The organism is Psychrobacter sp. 72-O-c (assembly GCF_904846605.1).
In the GTDB taxonomy this organism is placed as follows: Bacteria; Pseudomonadota; Gammaproteobacteria; order Pseudomonadales; family Moraxellaceae; genus Psychrobacter.
In genome coordinates this window covers 1-15,486 of sequence record NZ_CAJHBI010000039.1, presented here as the reverse complement: position 1 = coordinate 15,486, position 15,486 = coordinate 1, and the positions used below count along the sequence as shown (strand labels likewise).

Below are 15,486 nucleotides of genomic sequence, written 5' to 3'. Positions count from 1 at the left end.
ATGTGAGCTGTCTTTTTAATGTGAGCTGTCTTTTTTAATGGTTGTAGTTAAGCCAATTCAAAAACGGTACAGTGCTAGGTGTTTAATCATTTAATCCAAACACTTTCATACGCTCATTAAGGGGCTGATAGGTTTTTTCGCCAGCAGGCTCAACAATACTGCCAAACGGCATCTGCGCAACCAGCTCCCAATGATCAGGAACCGAAAACGCTGCGGCGACATCTTCATCAATCAGTGGATTATAATGCTGGAGACTCGCACCAACCTCTAATGTACGTAGTTCTGTCCACATAGCATACTGGTGCATCGCTGAAGTCTGCTGTGCCCATATGGGGAACTTATCGGCATATAGCGCAAGCTTATCTTGCAACGACTTTGTGACTTCCTTATCTTCATAAAAGAGTACCGTTCCTGCTGCCGCGCGAAAACTGTCCATTTTTTGCTTGCTACTCGAAAAGTCGCCATCACCGACTTCCTGACGCAGCTTATTCTCGGTAATATCCCACAGCTGTTTATGCTGCTCATCAAATAACACTATGAGTCGCGAGGACTGCGAGTTAAAGGCAGACGGCGTATGTAGTAGCACGCGCTCAGCAATATTAACAATCGCCCGTGGATCTACTGGTAAATCGTTACCTAAAGCATAGATAGTACGGCGTTCATCAAAAGCTTGTTGTAGGGTTACTAGACTGGCTCGAGTCATTTTTATTATCCTTGTAGTCATTGTTAATACGTTTAATAAAGTAGCATTATAAAAATTAGCGTTATAGATAGGTTTTATACTCTTACGAGTTATAAACACTTCGACATAGATAGTAAGGGTATTAAATGTATGGATAAAAGTACTTTTGAATCAATCAAAACTTTCAAGTACTCAAAATACTAATGAGCATTATAGCAATCAACTTAACGCTAATACGTTATTGTTAAATTTATTTTATAAATAACCTTGTAAGTGTGTCTTGTAAACTTGGCTTTTACGACGTTAAGAAGTTAGTAGCCTTCTATAACAACACACCTCATCGATTGCCAAAGCTAGCGATTATTCATGAGTGCTAATAAAGTTACCAACGCTAGTAACACCATCAACAATAAAAACGGGCGTGCCCTCATCTACCTCTGCAAACAGCTTAATAATATCCTGATTGCGCATACGTACACAGCCGTGTGAGCGCGGTACACCCATAGGTTCACTATCAGCCGTGCCATGAATGTAAATATAACGCTGGTAGGTATCACAGCCACCTTGGCTATTACTGCCTTTATTAATGCCAGCCTTAAGCCCGCTTAGCCATAAAATCCTGCTTAGTATCCAATCACGTTCAGGGAACTGAGCACCTAAAGCAGCGTTGTAGATTTCGCCGGTAGCTACGCGCCCGATAAATACTGCCTCTATAGGCTCATTACCCCCTATTTTTTGAGCGATAACGTGTGCACCCAGTGGCGTACAGCCGCTGTCTTGTTGACTACCAATGCCATTTTTGGCAGTTGAAATAGGATAGCAGTAAACCTCAGTATGCCCTTGAAACAACGTCAAGGTCTGCTGAGCAATGTTAACTATGAGCTGTGTGCTTGGCTTATTATCTGGTTTCATAAATGGCTGTCCGGCTGTTACTTAAAGCTATTGTAGCTAAAGATTCTCATAACCTAATAAAAATATCTAATCTCAAGGGATTGTATCAAAACAGTTGGCACCGTAATATAGGGGCACACTTTTTGATGCTAGCAGATTATGACGTCTATTTCACCGACACGTGTGTCGATGTATGATTTTTTATATCAAGATATCCAGCCCCTAGTACCATTATTGGCAGATGCTGCTCAGCTGTCATTACCGCAAACGCATCTTGCGCTTGGTGCCAGCTTGCAAGCAATCGTCAGTACTTTACTTTCTTATCAACAGCTTCATCAGGGTCAAGCGGTTAGAAAAAAGCTCTTTGGTCGTAGTGCGGTTAAAGAACTTCGGCAATACAACTCTATGAACTTTGCGACCATCAAGGCCACTTTATACCATCGTCATGATGCAGCTAGTGCTCTCTTTGGTGATAGCGCACGGGTCATTAAAGCAAGCGAGCGTATTGCTACGCAAATTGATGCGACCACGCCGCAAGCGCAAACCTTACTGACCTGTTTATGCGTCATCGTCTTGCGAGAGTTGGCTATCTTAACCGACTACAGTCAGCTTGATAACGATGAGATGAATAAATGGTTCGCTTTGCAGCCACAGTTTTTATCAAAAGCGCGTTTTACGACTATTGAACCAATCGGGCCTGTAACATTAACAGATACGGATGACGAAGACGCTAATGTCGAAGGAGATGCCGTACCGACAAAATCAACAATGACAAGAACAGAAGACAGCAGTCTAGAGTCTGAGCAGCTAAAAACTGAGCGGCTAGAGTCTAGCCAACTAGACTCTGACCAGCTAATAAGTACGCCGCCACCTTTTGATTCTTACTGGTACGAGTTGACAACGTTTAAGCCTGATAATCATGAACCTGTGCAAGATATGCAACAGGCCACAGCCAATTACTTAAAAGTCATCGGTCGCTCATCAGAGAACACCCAACAGGGTCGGCATAACGACTTATTAATGTTCGCACAGATGCCAGCCATTGCTTTACCGCACCAACGCTGGCTATTGCAGCTGGCTAAGATTTCAGACATCTACTTGCATCGCAATCGGCTGCGCATCACCTCTGAACCGACTACCCCGCCGACCCCACCACTAGTGAGCTTAGGATTAATTGGCGGTAATAACGACAATACCCCGGCTACCACTAGCGAGACCCCTATTAAATACGATGCACCGTTGCCGCTGTGGAAAAATCCTATTATCCTTATTATCATTCTAGTGATTGGTAGTCTTGGCGGGCTTGCTACCCTAAAGTACCAAATGAAGAAATCTAATGGTGCGATACCAGCGACTGTAGTAGTATTAAAGCAGGACCTTGCTGAAGAGCGTCAGCAACAAGATGTGGCTATTGTGAAAGTGAATGATGAAGATAAAACCAGAGATGCAGAAGCTAATCAATAAAAACCTTAGATAAAGACAAAGAAAATTCAAGGTATTGAAGCTGTATTATTGGCAATAAAAAAACAGAGACTTTGCGCCTCTGTTTTTTTTATTTTATACTCTATTTAGTTTACTCGTTTAGCGAAACTATTTAGACAAATCACGACCACGGCTGGCTTCAATTGCCAAACGTAGACCATTAAGACGGATGAAACCTTCCGCATCTTTTTGATCATACGCGCCGGCATCGTCTTCAAAGGTAGCGATTTTTTCATCAAATAGTGAATCGTCTGATTTACGACCGACTACGCTCACAGCGCCTTTATATAGTTTCACACGAACGGTGCCGTTAACATATTCTTGTGATTTATCAATCAAGGCCTGTAGCATCAAACGCTCAGGGCTGAACCAGTAGCCGTTATAAATAATCTTAGCATAGCGTGGCATGAGCTCATCTTTTAGATGCGCAGCTTCACGGTCTAGCGTTAATGATTCAATACCGCGATGTGCTTTTAGCATGATGTTACCTGCTGGAGTCTCATAGCAGCCACGTGACTTCATACCCACATAACGGTTTTCTACAATATCCAAACGTCCGATACCATGACTGCCACCGATTTCATTTAGCTTGATCATAATCTCGTACGGCTTGAGCCGCTCGCCATCGATAGCAACCATATCACCTTTTTCATATTCTAATTCTAGATACTGAGCCTCATCTGGTGCTTCTTCTGGGCTAACAGACCAACGCCACATATCGTCTTCTGCTTCGGCATAAGGATCTTCTAAGATGCCACCTTCATAAGAGATATGTAATAAGTTGGCGTCCATTGAATATGGAGACTTAGTCTTATTACCCGCATAGTCGATAGCAATATTATGTTCTTCGGCGTATTGCATCAAGCTTTCACGGCTAGATAAATCCCACTCACGCCAAGGCGCGATCGTTACTACGTCTGGAGATAAAGCAACAGCGCCTAGCTCAAAGCGTACCTGATCATTGCCTTTACCCGTTGCACCATGGCTGATGGCGTCAGCGTCATGTTCTTTGGCAATTTCAACCAAACGCTTGGCAATAAGAGGACGAGCAATAGAGGTTCCTAGTAAATACTCACCTTCATAAATGGCATTGGCACGGAACATTGGGAACACATAATCACGCGCAAACTCTTCGCGCAAATCTTCAATATGGATGCTTTTGATACCCATCGCTTCAGCTTTGGCACGCGCCAGCTCGACTTCTTCACCTTGACCGATGTCAGCAGTAAAAGTAATCACTTCGGCGTCATAAGTGTCTTGTAACCATTTGGCGATGATGGAGGTGTCAAGACCTCCAGAATAGGCCAAGACAATTTTGTTAATATTTTTTGGGTCAAGCTGAGCCATGAATAACTCCTAATATATGAATTTAGTTATAGAATATAGAAATAATACCGCAGAATCAGTCAAAATTTAGTTTGCCTACTCAGTGTACATCATATTTACTATAGGCAAAAGTACCACAGCCCTGCAACACTAAGTTTTGGCTTCAATACGCCCTAAAGTAAGTTAGATACTGATGTTGATAAAGCAGGTTGGTAAGGTAGGTTGGTAAAATAGATACTGAATTAAATAGTAGCTTATAAGCCTACCAACAAATTATGTATAGTTCTTTAGCCGCATATTTAGTCAAGCAGGCAAATCTGTTATGATAACCACATACTAAACCCATTATTATCAGCCTTGTACCACTTCCCTTTATCCCCGTATTTTATGATATAGAGCGCCATGAACCCGACTACCGATTTGATTACAGAGTTAACCATCCTCCAGCCAGACGACTGGCACATTCACTTGCGTGATGATCAAGCACTGGCAACCACAGTGCCTCATGCCGCTAACAGCTTTAACCGCGTTATTTGTATGCCAAATCTAGTGCCGCCAGTAAAAACAGCTGATGATGCCCGTGCGTATCGCGAGCGTATTTTGCAGCATTTACAAGCCAGTGACTTGACTGCTGAGCGCAAAGCGGCTTTTGATCCCCGCATGACCTTGTATCTGACTGATCGCACGACCGCGCAAGATATTGAACTGGCGGCGCAGTCTGGTATCGTGCAAGCGGTCAAGCTTTATCCTGCCGGCGCGACTACCAATTCCGCTGATGGCGTGACCAATATCAATGCCTGCGTCGATGTGTTTGAAGCGCTAGAAAAGCATAACTTGCCTTTGTTACTACATGGTGAAGTGACTCACGATCATGTTGATATTTTTGACCGTGAAAAGCGTTTTTTGGACGAAGTACTGGCGCAAATTATCATGAAATTCCCAACATTAAAGATTGTGTTGGAGCATATTACGACCAGTGATGCGGCTGACTTCGTCCTTGCTCAAGGTAATCACATTGCAGCAACCATTACCCCGCAGCATCTACTGCTCAACCGTAATCATCTATTACTGGGCGGCATCAAGCCACATTTTTATTGTTTGCCCATTTTAAAACGCGAATCACATCAAAAAGTGTTATTAGACGTCGCCACTAGCGGAAATCCGAAATTTTTCTTAGGAACGGATTCAGCACCGCATACTACTGATAAAAAAGAAGCGGCTTGCGGTTGTGCGGGCTGCTATAGCTCGGCGACTGCTTTACCCTTGTACGCTACTGCTTTTGATAGTGTCGGCAAAATAGATAAGCTTGAAGGCTTTGCCAGCCGCTTTGGCGCGCAGTTCTATGGACTACCAGTGAATGAAAACACGGTTACCTTAATTAATACGCCCATGCAAGTCCCTGCTGCTTATCCTTATTTTGATGGATCAACGCTCACACCGCTCATGGCAGGTGACATATTACCTTGGTCTATTAAGGCGTAATAATACTTAACTTTGCTCGATAATATGAGCTTAATGTTTATATTATCGGGCGCTTATTTATTTTTAATATACGCATCGTTTTAATACAACCCGTATTTTAATATAACCGTCTTTTTAATATACTTAGCATTTCAATATACAGTACGACCGATATAAGCGATTTAACTTAATATGACCACCTCAAACAACAATGCCTTACCTATAGATGACTCACCAAATATGCCTCCGAGCAATGATCTTAATAAAAGCACCGCTCTTGGTATTAATGAGGATAATAGCAAGGCCAATAGCAGCCATGCGAATATGAATGAAGATAAGTCATCTGCAGAAGCCTTGGCACCGATGGCCTTAAAGGAGCGCTTTCGCAAGTTTTTGCCTGTCGTCGTTGATGTGGAGACTGCGGGCTTCAATGCACAGACCGATGCCCTGTTAGAAATTGCTTGTATTCCTATCTTATTAGATGAGCACGGTGTATTTTATCCAGGCGACGCCTTGAATGCGCATATCGAGCCGTTCGAAGGTGCTAATCTAGAGCCCAGCGCCTTAGCCTTTACCGGTATCGACCCTAAAAACCCAATGCGTAAAGCAATCGCTGAAGATGAAAAGACGGGCCTAAGACGTATCTTCAAAGGCCTTAAAGAAGTACGCCGCGATGAAGACTGTCGCCAATGCGTCTTAATCGGTCATAACGCCCATTTTGATTTGGCCTTTTTAAATGCCGCAGTACTGCGTACCAATAGTAAAAATCACAATCCTTTTCATCAGTTTTCAGTATTTGATACCGTCACCCTAGCGGCGCTAGCATTTGGCCAAACGGTACTGGCTCGCGCTTGTAAAGCGGCAGGCCTTGAGTTTGATGGCAATAACGCCCATTCAGCACTATATGATACCCAAAAGACTGCCGAGCTATTTTGCCATATTCTTAACAATTATCCTATGCTGCCCAATGCTTTACATGTAGCGCCCGTTCAAGACACGTTAACTGAAGACCCATCAACGAATAGCGACAACAACTAAACAATACGACTGTATTTTTAAATTATACTTATAATTAGTTACTAGAAAGTAATGTTATTGACTTGTTAAACTTATAACTTTTTTATTCTGACTTTTAAATCAATATGGATATGGTTAATACAATGATAAGCAAGTTAACTGTCAACCCAACCAGTTATTTTGTACTGTCTAAATGGAATTGATAGTTCGCTTATTAATTATTGTTTTGTCTTTGAGGACGCCGTATGACCAATAGATGATTTAAGTTGCTCACGCTGCCTTAATAGCACTTTACACGCTATTAACGGCTTAACAGGAGGGACTTTGCCATGGAACCACATTATATGGTATGGGGAACCATTATCGGTTATATGACGCTTGCTTTGACCATAAGCGTTTGCACTTCTTTATGGATTCGTCATCATTTAAAGAGTAATGACCTACATCCGCGTCGTGCTATCAGAAAAAGATACTTAATCTTAAAAAGAAGAAGAAAAAGGCTTGACAGAAGGCGTAGACGCCATTAGAATACGCACCACTTCAGCATAAAAGGTGAAAGCTGCTGAAGCGCGTTACTAGTCCCCATCGTCTAGAGGCCTAGGACACCGCCCTTTCACGGCGGTAACGGGGGTTCGAACCCCCCTGGGGACGCCAAATATCAAAGCGCTACTAATTATATTAATAGCACTTTTAAAACCCTCAAAATCTTATAGATTTTGAGGGTTTTTTTATGCCCGTCTGTTTTTTATGTCTAACTGCTTCATTATTGGTTGTTCATGAAACCGTCCATCATTCATTGCGCTTTTATAATAGGCAAAAAGCCAGCAATTGATGCTGGCTTTGATGGCTTTATTCTAGCTTTGAGACAAGATATCTTTAATAAACAACTTAAAACTTATGACAGCATAAACCAAAGTAGCGTCAACACAATCAGCGCCCCTAGTACGCTCTGAATCAAAAAGAAAGCTTGGTGTTGCCCCATGACTTTACTTAATGTTAAACCCAATGCATTATACTTGACGGGCTGATCATCAATATGAACTTTTCCCATATCTTCTTGTTCTTCATAATAGCCTTGTAAAACATCCAAAAACTGTCGTCCCTGTTCATTGCTCCAGCTATAGGGTTTAAATGGCATTAGCGCTTTTACTTTGGGATCAGTAGTCATCCAACGTTCAAGTATAATAGACCGCATCGACCAGCCCGTAAAACGCCGTTTATCAATTTCTGAAAACTCTAATATTTGTAAATATTTATGTCGATCATCTAATAACAAGCGGTTTTTTAGGTTGGTTAGTGCCTGCTCTGACCCTTCTATACATTGAAAAAAATAACCATTGCCATAGCAAAGAACGCCCGTTATATCATCTGCTTTATTATTTTTTGTGGAGATTTTGGCAATATCATTAAGCGTACTAGCACCTGACAGACCCGTCGAGGTAATGCAGCTGGTATATACAAGCTGGTAAAGCTCTGTAATTACTGGATTTGACGAATTATTAATTAATGACACTCAGCTTCTCCCCACTATTAGATAATATTTAACTGAGACAACGGTATGAATGTTAGAAAAATATAGAAGCAAGACAAATAGGATCGTGAAATTGGCTTGATATCTTATTGATTTCGTAAGTATTTATATTTATTGTATTGAGTTGGTTACATCATAAATTAGTTCAGTCAACAAAGCAACTTATTACGATAAGACAACAATAAAATATTGTAATAGAGAGAATTCAAGCGTCAATATATATTCATAAAATACCATTTATCGAAGATACGGGACAAAAAAAGTAATAACGATAGACAATAAAGACAACTTAAAAATATAAAAATATAAAAATACGCTGACACAAGTGTGCAGCGTTTAATAGTTATATTGAATGCTTATATTAAGGGCTGGTATTCAGCGATAATAGAACTGACTTACAACGTTGACGTCTGTGCAGTGAGAATGGCAGATACTAAGGTAGCATCATCAGGATAAGTGAGCTTGATATTTTGACGGCTGCCAGTCACAAGACGAATAGGCAAATCTAAATGCTCAAAGGCGCTCGCCTCATCGGTAATATCAAGATTGTGCTCAGCTACGTAAGTGAGCACGCGGCGTAACTGTCCAACACGGAATACTTGCGGGGTTTGTGCCTGCCACAGACCCTTGCGGTCAATAGTACGCTTGGTGTAACAGTGCTGGTTGCCTGCATCCTCATCTTCATATATAGGCTTGGGTTGAGCTGTAGATTGGGTATGCGCCTGATACTGGGATTCTTTTAAGGTATCAGCAACTGGTGTGGCTAAAATGGCGCCATAAGGCTCTAGTTTTGCAGTTTCAATGACCCGATCAATATCGCAATGTGGTACAGCAGGACGCGCAGCATCATGAATCAAGATTAAATCACTATCATCAGCCCCTTTTTCGATAATAGCTTGTACGCCAGCATATACTGACTGCCAACGCTCAGCCCCACCAATTGCATACCATACTGGCAGCGCAAAATCTAAACGTTGTGCCGTGCTATCCTCTGCCGAGATTATCAATAGACAATTATGAATAGTAGCACTACCTGCTAGTCTTGCGACACTATGTTGCAGCAACGTTTGACCGTTAAGTGGCAGATATTGCTTGGCTACAGGCGCACCAAAACGGCTACCGCGGCCAGCAGCAACAATCATGGCATGTACATAGGGTTTAGAGTTCATGGTTAGATATTCAAAGTATGAGTGAACGGAAGTAAAACAATAGAGAGGGTTACAGCGACTTTTTAATAACGACTGTACGTCGTTGGTGCTGTCGATACTTGTACAAAGGTCTCATTGGGCTTGATGAGTCCTAAATCTAAACGCGCATGCTCTTCCACCGCTTCAAGTCCATTTTTTAGATCATAGACATCAGTACGTAGCAGATTGTTTGCAGTGACTTGATTGTCATTTAGCTGCTGTTGCTCTGCAGCTTGAGTAAGCAACTTCTTACTCGCAAAGTGACCATTTTCACCCAGCCAATACTGATATTGCAGCCCTAGTAGTACCGCAACGGCCAAAGCAAGTAACATGAACTGGCTAAAGTATTTCATAAGAGAACAACGCCAAACGAATAAAGGTAAAGTTAAAATTAGCTGAACTCGCTAGGCAATATACAATCTCATAAAAACAGTCATATATTGCTTAGCTGTGTACTGAAGTTATTCAGCTTTAAGAGCTAGTTGGCTTGACCGTTTTAACCCCGTAGACCGATAAACTCTTCGCGGCCACGATAGCTGGCGCGCACTTGTTGCTCAATACGGAGTAGTTGATTGTATTTTGCCACGCGATCCGAGCGGCATAGTGAGCCCGTTTTGATTTGACCCGCTGCTGTACCGACCGCTAAATCAGCGATGGTGCTGTCTTCGGTCTCACCTGAGCGATGTGAAATAATGGTCGCATAGCCGTTGTTCTTCGCTAAATAGATGGCATCTAGCGTTTCTGATAACGTGCCAATTTGATTGAACTTAATCAAGATGGCATTGGCAATATGCTTATCAATGCCTTCTTGCAAGATAGCAGGGTTAGTCACGAATAAATCATCACCAACCAATTGAATTTTATCGCCGATTTGTTCAGTCAAATATTTCCAACCGTCCCAATCTGACTCATCAAGGCCATCTTCGATAGAGATAATAGGATATTGACGTGCAAGGCTCACTAAATAATCAGAGAAACCATGGCTGTCAAAGGATTTATTGCCCTCACCTGCCAAGATATATTTACCGTCTTTGTAGAACTCACTGGCAGCACAATCTAGGGCTAGATGGATATCTTCCCCTGCCTTGTAGCCGACCTGTTCAATTGCCTGCATAATGACGGTGATGGCTTCTTCATTGCTACGCAAATTAGGGGCAAAACCGCCTTCATCGCCCACTGACGTACTAAAGCCTTGAGACTTTAGCACTGACTTTAAGCTATGAAAAATCTCAGTACCAGCACGTAATGCTTCTGAGAAGCTACTAAAACCGACTGGCTCAATCATAAACTCTTGAATATCGACCGTGTTGTCCGCGTGTTCTCCGCCATTGATAATATTCATCATCGGTACGGGCATAGTTAGCGAGGTTTGATTACGCAAGTTTGCGATATATTGATGTAACGGCAGGCTTTGTGCCTGTGCGGCCGCTTTTGCAACAGCAAGCGATACTGCAAGCATAGCATTGGCACCCAGACTGTCTTTATTTTCCGTCCCATCAAGCGCAATCATAGCGTCATCGATGCTTTGCTGCTCAGTGACGTCTTTATCCATTAAAGCGCTGCGGATTTGGCTATTCACATTGGCAACGGCTTTTTTGACCCCTTTACCCATATAGCGATCTTTATCGCCATCACGCAGCTCTAGCGCTTCACGTGAACCCGTTGATGCGCCACTTGGCGCTGCGGCACGTCCAATGGTGCCATCAGCTAAGATAACGTCAGCTTCAATCGTTGGGTTACCGCGCGAGTCTAAAATCTCACGGGCGCGAATGTCTTTAATTGCGGTGACGTTGTTGGTTTCTTCAGCGTACATAGTGTCTGTTAATTCCTTTGGTCATGCCAAGTTTGTGAGATAAAAAAGGGACAATCAATTATAACAAAGGTAGTGCAAATAATTGTATAGCTCGCCTACCAAAATAGCATTAAATGTCTATTTAGATCGCAAAATATGAGTGCGGTTAGCAGTCGTTTGAGCATATAGACAACAAGCTATAGTGCTTGGCATCATAGCATAAATTGAATTAAACATCGCCTATCTTAATGCGAACCATTATGGATTAAAGTTAATCTTAAGCTTGATTATAAGCTTAAGATTAACGCTGATATCTTTATGGATATCATCTTCTGTTCAGCCGATTATACAGAGGTTGGCTGCTGTGCGTCTTACTTAGTTATTGTCACGGTATTATCCAGTTCAACCTTGGTTTTAAAGCGCGTTAGTCGTAGCGCATTCATCAATACTGATATAGAGCTGAGGGCCATCGCTGCGGCAGCAATCATTGGATTTAAAAAGCCAAAGGCGGCTAATGGAATCCCAAGGCAGTTATAAATAAAGGCAAAAAATAGATTTTGTTTAATATTGCGTACGGTGGCATGGGCGATTTTTTGTGCAGCATCAATATGCATCAGTGATTCGCCCATTAAACGCGCCGAAGCACTGTGCTGGGCCACATCGGTGCCTTCAAACATGGCAAAGCTGGCATCAGCGGTCGCCATAGCTGGTGCATCATTAACGCCGTCCCCTGCCATCGCTACTTTACGGCCTGCCGTTTGTAATTTAGCGATTTGGCTGGCTTTGTCACGTGGGCTCATTTTGCCATAAGCCGCCTTAATACCCAATTGCTCTGCCACATGATCAACGACAGATTGCTTATCACCGCTCATCAAGATCACATCAATACCCGCATCTTGTAGCGCCGTGATAGCTTGCGGAGTATCAGCCTTTAAATCATCAGCCAAGGCAAAAGCCCCTAATGGCTCGTCATTAATACTGATTGCTACGGTACTGGCGATTTGCCATACTTTTGGCATCATCTTTGGTAGCGTGAGATTGGCAAATTCTGCTGTGCCGACTTTGACCACACCAAGACCTTCGATTTGCGCTTGAATACCAGCACCTTTAACCACGCTAATATCGATTACCGGTAATAATGGGAGCTGGCGCTCATTGGCGACGTTAATTAAGGCAGTAGCCAATGGATGGCTGGCATGAGCTTCCACACTGGCGGCTAGCTGGAGCACATCGTCAACGGCTAAGGATTTATCAACCATCACTTGATCGACGATAGTAGGCTTACCAAGGGTCAAGGTGCCTGTTTTATCGAGCACCACGGTATCGATATCGCCTGCAGCCTCTAAACTCTGCGCATCTTTAAACCATACCCCATGACGCGCTGCCACACCCATACCTGCCATAATAGCGGCTGGAGTTGCTAGACCAAGCGCACAAGGACAGGCAATCACTAATACTGATACGGCATGCATTAAGGCGGTATCGACCATACCGGTCAGCCACCAAGTCAGCCCAAAAGTGATTAACGAAATAGCCACGACCACAGGCACAAAGATAGCCGTTACTTTATCCGCAAGGCGAGCCAGCTTAGCTTTAGAACCTTGAGCATCGCTAAGCGCTTGTACCATATCACCAAGCTTAGTATCACTGCCTTTAGCGCGTACGCGGTATAGTAAGCTGCCGTTTTCGACCAAAGCACCTGCCAGTAGCTCATCGCCTTGTTCTTTTTTGAGCGGTACTGATTCACCAGTTAAATGACTCTCCACACACCAGCCAGCACCATCGATAACCACGCCATCGGTTGCTACGCGGCTGCCTTGTTTGGCACGTAAAATATCATCGACTTGCACGTCTTGTAGCGCCACTTGATGGAAATCACCATTAGATTGTTGCTGCTCGACCTCATCTGGTGTCAGCGATAATAATAAATCAATACTATTAAGGCTATGTTTTTTAGTACGCTCTTCTAGATATTTACCAGTACGCACAAAAGCAATGACCATCACGCCAGCTTCAAAGTACACCTCAGGGCTATTAACAGAGCCGTGACCGCCAGCATGATTGACCGTTTGTAGTAGGCTAGCCAAACTACCATCACCATGGGTAATCCAAATATAAGTCGAATAAGCCCAAATAGTTACTGTACCAAGGACTACCAGTACGTCCATATTGGCAAGACCACCTTTAATCGATGCCCAAGCGCTTTTATAAAAAGGCAATGCCAGTCCGAACTGTACAATAGTAGCCAAGACGAACTGTATCCAAACTGGCGGCATCCACGCCATACCTTGTCCGACCAGCATTCCTGCCATGCCAACCAAAAATGGTAGTAGACATACCCAAAGCCCAATCAGTCGCCACGGCAGTTGGGTAGCAGTATCCTTATCCGACTGGGCAAATAAATTATCGCTCTCTTGTAAATTGGCAATAAAGCCTGTCTTATTGACCCATTCGGTAACTTCTTCTGGCGTGGTCTGCGTTGGGTCATAATCCACGTTAGCAGTCTCGCCAGCGAAGTTCACACTCACCTCATAAATAGAGGGCTTTTTATTGAGGACTTTTTCTATTCGCGATGCACACGCCTGACACGACATCCCATCAATCGCCAGCTGCAAATGAGCACGCTGCGGTTGCGTTTGTATGTTTTCTTGAATATCGGTTTCAACGTTATAAGAGGGGTCGGTCGCTGTGCTGGTGGAATCATTCATAGATAAAACTCGTTATGGCGATTATAAAATTCTAGAAGTTGTAAATAAGAGCTATTAATACGCCACTCTCAACTTATTTTCATAAGTCACTGATTTTAAAGATATTATAAATCAGTGAATTTCTTGAAACTAAATCTAGGCTAGTAAAATCAAGGCCTCGTTTAAGTTGAGAGTGGCGTTATTAATAGAAGCTGTAACAAGTACAAATCTGTCAGTAGCCAACATATCAAAGTGTATTTATTTTAAAAGACGGGTATCAAGACAAATTTAAATTAAAGAGGCTACTTGCTTTAAAATCAGGTTACCAATAGGTTTTTCAAGTCAATATGCCCTTCCTATACATTATTATACTAAATAACATATTGATAAGACATACTACTTAAATGGTTATAGTTGATATTAATTTACATAAGCTAAATAGCGATGCCCGTCGCTACAATAGTAGTAGTTTAGCATTACTACCACTCAGCCACTAAAAAACCAGCTATAGCAGCTGGTCTTGTCATTCAGATATCAATTACAATTTACTTAACTTATGAATTGGCTACGGTAGCTTCAAATCCAGCCTCTTCAATGCCAGCAGCAATCTTTTCAGCGCTGGTGATGCTGTCGTCAAAAGTCACGGTTGCCTGATTGGTTGGCAGCTCGACTGTGAGGCTAAGTAGCCCATCAATATCGCCAGTTGTGCTATGCACACTTTCAACACACTTTTCACAAGTCATGCCGTCAATCTTGATAATACGCGTTTGGTTCGCCATGTTAGGCTCCTTATTGTTATCTATTAATGGGGCTATAGGTAATGTGATTATAGGCTAACTAATAATTGTTGTAAGTTAACTATTATCTACGTTAAGCGATATAGCTTTTAACATCAAGCAGGTTTGGTTAGTGATTTATTACAAGCTTAGTGATTGTTTGGGTAAAACGTAACTGTAGATATTATAAATACCTAAACTTTTAAAATCAGACTATCAAAACTAAATTGTCAGAGCGTAACGATTAAACCGAAAATACGTATTTGCTTAACGGCATTAATTTTTTTAGCAAAACCTAGTCATGATAACGAGGGTTTTGCGGCGCATCAATAGGATACGGCTGAGTGACATAATCAACCATGCTAATCGCAGCAGTAAACGCATAGATACTGGTATCGGTATCATCATAACGCACCAAAGCAGTACTAGTATTAGTATCAAGATCAATAGCCGTCACGCCAGTGATATTTTTAAGCGCGGTCATCACACTGTCTATACCCTCGGCATCGTCAATATTTTCGATACTCATACCAATCCCAATAATTAAAGTTGTGCCCAAGTTCGAGTAGTCAAGGAGCGAACCCTCTCTGGCTGCTCAAGCAACTTATTCCAAGCACAGCAAGCCGCATCAACAATAGACTCATAGCTCTCATA

At 42.5% G+C, this 15,486-nt stretch carries 13 protein-coding genes and 1 tRNA gene; 4 read left to right on the top strand and 10 right to left on the bottom strand.

Translation table 11 applies throughout. From position 1 onward, the window contains the following. Nucleotides 1-82: 82 nt before the first annotated feature. Nucleotides 83-703 carry a nitroreductase family protein gene (locus JMX97_RS12025; RefSeq protein WP_201558445.1) on the bottom strand — a complete coding sequence of 207 codons (621 nt, stop codon included), beginning with the start codon at nucleotides 701-703 and terminating at the stop codon, nucleotides 83-85. A gap of 339 nt (nucleotides 704-1,042) precedes the next feature. Further along, entirely contained in the window at nucleotides 1,043-1,594 is a 552-nt protein-coding gene (locus tag JMX97_RS12020) for a L,D-transpeptidase (RefSeq protein WP_201558443.1), read from the bottom strand. 138 nt (nucleotides 1,595-1,732) lie between these two features. On the opposite strand from JMX97_RS12020, the gene JMX97_RS12015 reads away from it, so the two are divergent. Beyond that, entirely contained in the window at nucleotides 1,733-3,037 is a 1,305-nt protein-coding gene (locus JMX97_RS12015) for a hypothetical protein (protein ID WP_201558441.1), read from the top strand. Nucleotides 3,038-3,163: 126 nt separating this feature from the next. Here the strand turns inward: JMX97_RS12015 and JMX97_RS12010 are convergent, their stop codons facing one another. Further along, nucleotides 3,164-4,402 (bottom strand): argininosuccinate synthase, encoded by a 1,239-nt coding sequence (locus tag JMX97_RS12010; RefSeq protein ID WP_201558438.1) that lies wholly within the window; start codon nucleotides 4,400-4,402, stop codon nucleotides 3,164-3,166. A 381-nt stretch (nucleotides 4,403-4,783) separates the two neighbouring features. On the opposite strand from JMX97_RS12010, the gene pyrC reads away from it, so the two are divergent. The 3 genes from pyrC to JMX97_RS11995 all read left to right on the top strand — a co-directional run bounded on the left by pyrC (nucleotide 4,784) and on the right by JMX97_RS11995 (nucleotide 7,513). Next, on the top strand, nucleotides 4,784-5,863 hold the full coding sequence (pyrC, locus tag JMX97_RS12005) for a dihydroorotase (protein WP_413786412.1): 1,080 nt from the start codon (nucleotides 4,784-4,786) through the stop codon (nucleotides 5,861-5,863). Between the two features lie 303 nt (nucleotides 5,864-6,166). After that, nucleotides 6,167-6,880, top strand: coding sequence for a ribonuclease T (gene rnt / locus JMX97_RS12000; protein ID WP_227671588.1), 714 nt, complete (start codon nucleotides 6,167-6,169; stop codon nucleotides 6,878-6,880). A gap of 557 nt (nucleotides 6,881-7,437) precedes the next feature. After that, nucleotides 7,438-7,513: transfer RNA gene (locus JMX97_RS11995), tRNA-Glu, on the top strand. 241 nt (nucleotides 7,514-7,754) lie between these two features. On the opposite strand, the gene JMX97_RS11990 is transcribed toward JMX97_RS11995, so the two are convergent. The 7 genes from JMX97_RS11990 to JMX97_RS11960 all read right to left on the bottom strand — a co-directional run bounded on the left by JMX97_RS11990 (nucleotide 7,755) and on the right by JMX97_RS11960 (nucleotide 15,361). Beyond that, on the bottom strand, nucleotides 7,755-8,372 hold the full coding sequence (locus JMX97_RS11990) for a BLUF domain-containing protein (RefSeq protein ID WP_201558436.1): 618 nt from the start codon (nucleotides 8,370-8,372) through the stop codon (nucleotides 7,755-7,757). A gap of 413 nt (nucleotides 8,373-8,785) precedes the next feature. Further along, a complete protein-coding gene (locus JMX97_RS11985) occupies nucleotides 8,786-9,559 on the bottom strand; it encodes an IspD/TarI family cytidylyltransferase (protein WP_201558434.1) in 774 nt (257 codons plus the stop codon). A gap of 62 nt (nucleotides 9,560-9,621) precedes the next feature. Continuing rightward, a complete protein-coding gene (locus JMX97_RS11980) occupies nucleotides 9,622-9,930 on the bottom strand; it encodes an FtsB family cell division protein (RefSeq protein WP_201558433.1) in 309 nt (102 codons plus the stop codon). Between the two features lie 143 nt (nucleotides 9,931-10,073). Continuing rightward, entirely contained in the window at nucleotides 10,074-11,390 is a 1,317-nt protein-coding gene (gene eno, locus JMX97_RS11975) for a phosphopyruvate hydratase (RefSeq protein WP_201558431.1), read from the bottom strand. A gap of 350 nt (nucleotides 11,391-11,740) precedes the next feature. Further along, the gene (locus JMX97_RS11970) at nucleotides 11,741-14,077 is read right to left on the bottom strand and encodes a heavy metal translocating P-type ATPase (protein ID WP_201558429.1); all 2,337 of its coding nucleotides are present in this window, start codon (nucleotides 14,075-14,077) and stop codon (nucleotides 11,741-11,743) included. 533 nt (nucleotides 14,078-14,610) lie between these two features. Beyond that, nucleotides 14,611-14,835 carry a heavy-metal-associated domain-containing protein gene (locus JMX97_RS11965; protein WP_201558427.1) on the bottom strand — a complete coding sequence of 75 codons (225 nt, stop codon included), beginning with the start codon at nucleotides 14,833-14,835 and terminating at the stop codon, nucleotides 14,611-14,613. A 292-nt stretch (nucleotides 14,836-15,127) separates the two neighbouring features. Then, a complete protein-coding gene (locus JMX97_RS11960) occupies nucleotides 15,128-15,361 on the bottom strand; it encodes a heavy-metal-associated domain-containing protein (protein WP_201558425.1) in 234 nt (77 codons plus the stop codon). Between the last annotated feature and the right edge of the window lie 125 nt (nucleotides 15,362-15,486).